Origin of the sequence: Moorena sp. SIO4A1, assembly GCF_010672065.1 — a bacterium.
Taxonomy (GTDB): Bacteria; Cyanobacteriota; Cyanobacteriia; order Cyanobacteriales; family Coleofasciculaceae; genus Moorena.
The window spans coordinates 1-4101 of the sequence record NZ_JAAHHX010000018.1 but is presented as its reverse complement, the minus strand read 5'-3'; the positions used below and the strand labels follow the sequence as shown (position 1 = coordinate 4101).

Sequence of the window (4101 nt, the reverse complement as noted above, 5' to 3'; positions counted from 1 at the left end):
TATTTCTCGCCGGATAATCTTGCTAAAGATGGTTTCGCTCATAGCAGCTGCCATTACTATGTTTACTAGATCAGATGCAATTGTGACATAAAATGTCAGCTAGCTATAGCATTGTTATTTGAGTTGTCAACATAGTCGCGCTTGGGAAAGGCAAGAGGCAAGAGGCAAGAGGCAAGAGGCAATAGGCAATAGGCAATAGGCAATAGGCAATAGGCAATAGGCAATAGGCAATAGGCAATAGGCAATAGGCAATAGGCAAGAAAGCCGATCAAGACAATGGAAAGAACTTTCATCCTTGTGCGACCATAATGCCAGCGTTATGGTTCACAAAATATTTAGAATGTCTATATCTATAATGTTGCTATAAATAATCGTTTATATGATGTTAATTTAACATAAAAAAAAAATTTGTTACTATTTTTTTAAATAAATTATTTTGATTTTAAACTGTATATATCTTCAATAAAAATAAAAAATATATTCCAGAAACTTTTTGCCTTTTGCCTTTTGCCTTTTGCCTTTTGCCTTTTGCCTTTTGCCTTGTCCAAACATATTTTAAATGCGTTTTAGCTTAATCATTACCATCAGCCCCTACACTTAGAGCGAGGGGCTAATGCCCTCAATCTAATGCTCCATTCGTATTGGTGGAGTCATCATAATCGGTCCTGTTCTATAAATTGGTATGGTCTTGGGTTTAGGAAAAGGTATGGGCCGTGGATGTTCAAAAACAGGAGGTGTTGGTTGGGGTATTGGGCGTGGACATTTGGGAAAAGGTTCTGGGTGTTCAGGCATAGGAACTGCCGTAGGTGCTGGACACAGAATGTATGGTGTTTGGGGAGTCGGACCACATCCACCCTGAACCATAGTATCTTGCTGATCTAGATCATTGAGAAAGGTTTCCTCATCGGATAACAACTCAAAACCGATGGGTAACTCAGAAATTTCCATTATTAGTTTTCCTCCATAGGAGTGTGACGGATGACTTTCTTCAAGATTTCTGTAAGTCTACAAATTCTGTTTTAGATAAAAATCTCAGTTTCATGTCGCCATTTTGGCGAGTTTTTAGTGGAAAACTAGAGTATCAATAGATAAAGAGAAATGGGATAACTGCTGAAAATATAACAGTATGATTATTGATTGTTAACTGTTGATTGTTGATTGTTGTACGGTTAGGCACAAGACTTGCCCCTACTATCGGTTAACTTCTCAAGGGTAAACAACAAACATTTTCTCTTTAAGTCGTGCATCTACTGATCATCTACTAATATTGTGCAACCACTATCATCTGAAACGATTTCCTCATATCTATTGGATATAGGGCTGTGTACTCCGTCAGACCTAGAATCTATCCAGGTGAAATCGGCTGCATCGATCACCGATTAGGTTGGGTGCGTTAGCATCGTGATGCTGTTGGCGAAATATTTCTTAACAAACCAAGAAGCCCCATCAGCCCTCACCCCCAGCCCCTCTCCCAAGGTTGAGAGAGGGGAGCGGATTACGGCAGAATAAGGGTTTCACGAATTCGCCAACAGCATCGCATCGCGTAACGCACCGACTACCGAAAGACGGACAAACCAAACGATCAAAACCCGACCGTACTCCAAGCGGCGAAAACCTTATGCAAAACCGATCGCACCCAACGCCCCCAAAGGAGGGTATTACTACAACGAACAGACTTATTCAGCAATCCCTAACTTGAGTGTTCCTGTAGCCAGTCAAGCAAATCAGCGCTAGTCTGAAAATCCCACATGGCATCGGCTAAATTATCTAATTCCTGGGAATTCAACCCAAGGATAGCTGCTCTGTGTTGTGAGGCTATTTCTGGGAAACGGCGCTCCAACTGTTCTAATAGTAAGATTCTTTTTCCTTCTTCCAATCCTTCAAGTCTTCCCTCTTCCCTACCTTCTTCCAATCCTTCAAGTCTACCTCGAATTTCTGCCTGTTCAATCTGTTCGATTTGCCATTGCGCCTCAAATTCTTGGGTACTCAAGATACTGGCTTCGTAACTTTTGTTATCCATATAACGCTTGTATGCCGCTCTTTCTTGGTCTGAGAGATTATTGACTCTTAAGGTTTCTTTGGCTTCCACCATGCCTTTGGCTTCAAATTCCTCCTTGATCTCGCTGTTTTTGAGATAATAGATCCATTCTTCTAGGTGGTTTTTCGCTATACCCTTAAAGTTCTTTACTTTCAGCAGGTAGTATTCTGGAAAGATATCTGCTACTTTTTCAATCGTATATTTTCTTTCTTGAGCTAGGGATGCTTCCAGGATATCTCCTTGATTCACTCCCATGAACTCCGAGCGGAAACGATAAATATAGTCATCTTCCTTACCGAGGTTAAAGTAGACGATATTCACTGAGTAGATTTTCCGAATTTTGCCGTACTCTTCCCCTTGTTCAAGATATTCGGTGACTAGCTGGGAAACACCGTAGAGCATCCGATGAAAATAATCGAGTTGGGAGTTATTTTGCACTTCGATCAGGACTAACTCGGAGTTTTCGGTTTCGGCAAGAATATCGACACGGTTGCTTTTATCTTCCTCTGTCTGTTGATTGCCGACCCTTTCGAGAAGAGTTTGGATTTTGATCTGTGTATGTAATAACTCGCTCAAAAACCCTTCCAAGACTACATAATTGGCTTTATTACGCAGTAGTCTTTTGATGGCCCAATCAAAGCGTATATGTCTGGTAGCCATGGTTGGTGTGCTGGTTTGACTACATCTATATTAGCTATTGATTTATTTCATTAACTATTCCCGTGTTGTTGCTGCCGTGCCATTAACTGTTGGACAAAAGCTTGATGCTCTGGGGAATTAATTCCTGATTGCAAGGAAAGCAAAACCCGTTGCAGATCCCCTTGGAGCATCCCTGGCGCATCCAGCCACAATCCGGGAAAAACTTGAGAGCAAATCAGGCCATCAGGATCTGGTAACAAGGAAATATAATCACCATCGTTTAAACTAAACCAATCAATTTTTTGTTCAAAGACTTGCCAAACAATGTATTCCTGTACGCTATTGCGCCGATAAGCACGCTTCTTATCTCCCAGATCGATCGCTGCACTACTAGCTGCTATTTCTACCAATAATTCTGGTGCTCCTTCCAAGTATCCATCTTCACTTAGGGTAGAGTTGCCCCCACTTTCGGGATTAATTAGCAATACGCCATCGGGTTGCGGTTGGTTGTCCCGATCCAAACGGACTGTGGGTTCAATGCCCATTTGTACCTGGGGTGTAGCAGCTTGATAAACTCCCAGCCAGGTGATTAAACGTCCGTGCGGTTGGGCATGAGGTTGAAAACGTAGGGGCGATGCCATGTAAACTATTCCTTCTATCAGTTCGGCTTTTTTTAGTTCTGGCATGGCATTGTAACGACGCTCAAATTCCCGGGAAGTTAAGCGATCGCCATTTTCTAACGGTGGCAAATGTGGAGGGGGTGGGAACTCAGAGCTTAATGGTAAGGGCTGTGAAGACATTATTAGGCACCTTTAACTTTGAGATTAGTAGTAATAAAACTGCCAGTACCCGAGTATTGGGGAGTAGCGTCGGGAATTGGGGGCGTTGGACCTTTTGGTGGTTGCTGCGCTGGCGTCATCACTTGAAATTTAGCAGTGAAAGTGCTGCCTTTGAGCAACACTGGTTTGCCACCAGATTTATTTTTTTTAGCTTTTTGATTGCCTCCCAGGGATTGAATTGTGAGAGTACCTACACCTGGTATACTGTACTGTGGAGTCATATACATACAGCCCGGTACTATCACTTTTTTCTCATCCCCATCCACACACACAGGCTTGCCATTAATCGTGTCCTTGCCAGAACCCACCAGGGTACCCGGTTGGGGCACCACAGTTGCTGCCCCAAAGGTAGGGTTAAACATGGCTTTATCCCCTGTAATTAGAATAAAATCAGCCATTAAGCTCTACAAATAAACTATTGATAGCAATTCTTATATCTATGAGGTACGAATCTCTGGGTTTTAGGGAGCAGGGAGCAGGCAATAGGCAATAGGCAATAGGCAATAGGCAATAGGCAATAGGCAATAGGCAATAGGCAATAGGCAAGAGGCAATAGGCAATAGGCAAGATGCAATAGGCAATAGA

The 4101-nt window shown here is 42.5% G+C and carries 6 protein-coding genes; all 6 read right to left on the bottom strand.

Annotated elements, in window-relative coordinates; genetic code table 11:
* Positions 1 to 95: 95 nt before the first annotated feature.
* On the bottom strand, positions 96 to 293 hold the full coding sequence (locus F6K53_RS15785; RefSeq protein WP_293081298.1) for a hypothetical protein: 198 nt from the start codon (positions 291 to 293) through the stop codon (positions 96 to 98).
* 331 nt (positions 294 to 624) lie between these two features.
* Positions 625 to 948, bottom strand: a complete 324-nt coding sequence (locus tag F6K53_RS15780) for a hypothetical protein (protein WP_070394564.1) — start codon at positions 946 to 948, stop codon at positions 625 to 627.
* A 742-nt stretch (positions 949 to 1690) separates the two neighbouring features.
* Positions 1691 to 2698, bottom strand: coding sequence for an Rpn family recombination-promoting nuclease/putative transposase (locus F6K53_RS15775; RefSeq protein WP_293081295.1), 1008 nt, complete (start codon positions 2696 to 2698; stop codon positions 1691 to 1693).
* 50 nt (positions 2699 to 2748) lie between these two features.
* On the bottom strand, positions 2749 to 3477 hold the full coding sequence (locus tag F6K53_RS15770; protein WP_293081292.1) for a Uma2 family endonuclease: 729 nt from the start codon (positions 3475 to 3477) through the stop codon (positions 2749 to 2751).
* A gap of 2 nt (positions 3478 to 3479) precedes the next feature.
* Positions 3480 to 3914 carry a hypothetical protein gene (locus F6K53_RS15765; protein ID WP_293081289.1) on the bottom strand — a complete coding sequence of 145 codons (435 nt, stop codon included), beginning with the start codon at positions 3912 to 3914 and terminating at the stop codon, positions 3480 to 3482.
* The coding region (locus F6K53_RS15760; protein WP_293081286.1) for a hypothetical protein at positions 3907 to 4101 on the bottom strand (195 nt) is incomplete at its 5' end. The genes F6K53_RS15760 and F6K53_RS15765, both read right to left, overlap by 8 nt.

What these genes read in the sequence shown, in the direction of transcription:
- F6K53_RS15770 (WP_293081292.1), bottom strand. Translation starts at nt 3,477, where the DNA reads ATGTCTTCACAGCCCTTACCATTAAGCTCTGAGTTCCCACCCCCTCCA.
- F6K53_RS15785 (WP_293081298.1), bottom strand. Translation starts at nt 293, where the DNA reads ATGAAAGTTCTTTCCATTGTCTTGATCGGCTTTCTTGCCTATTGCCTA.
- F6K53_RS15765 (WP_293081289.1), bottom strand. Translation starts at nt 3,914, where the DNA reads ATGGCTGATTTTATTCTAATTACAGGGGATAAAGCCATGTTTAACCCT.
- F6K53_RS15780 (WP_070394564.1), bottom strand. Translation starts at nt 948, where the DNA reads ATGGAAATTTCTGAGTTACCCATCGGTTTTGAGTTGTTATCCGATGAG.
- F6K53_RS15775 (WP_293081295.1), bottom strand. Translation starts at nt 2,698, where the DNA reads ATGGCTACCAGACATATACGCTTTGATTGGGCCATCAAAAGACTACTG.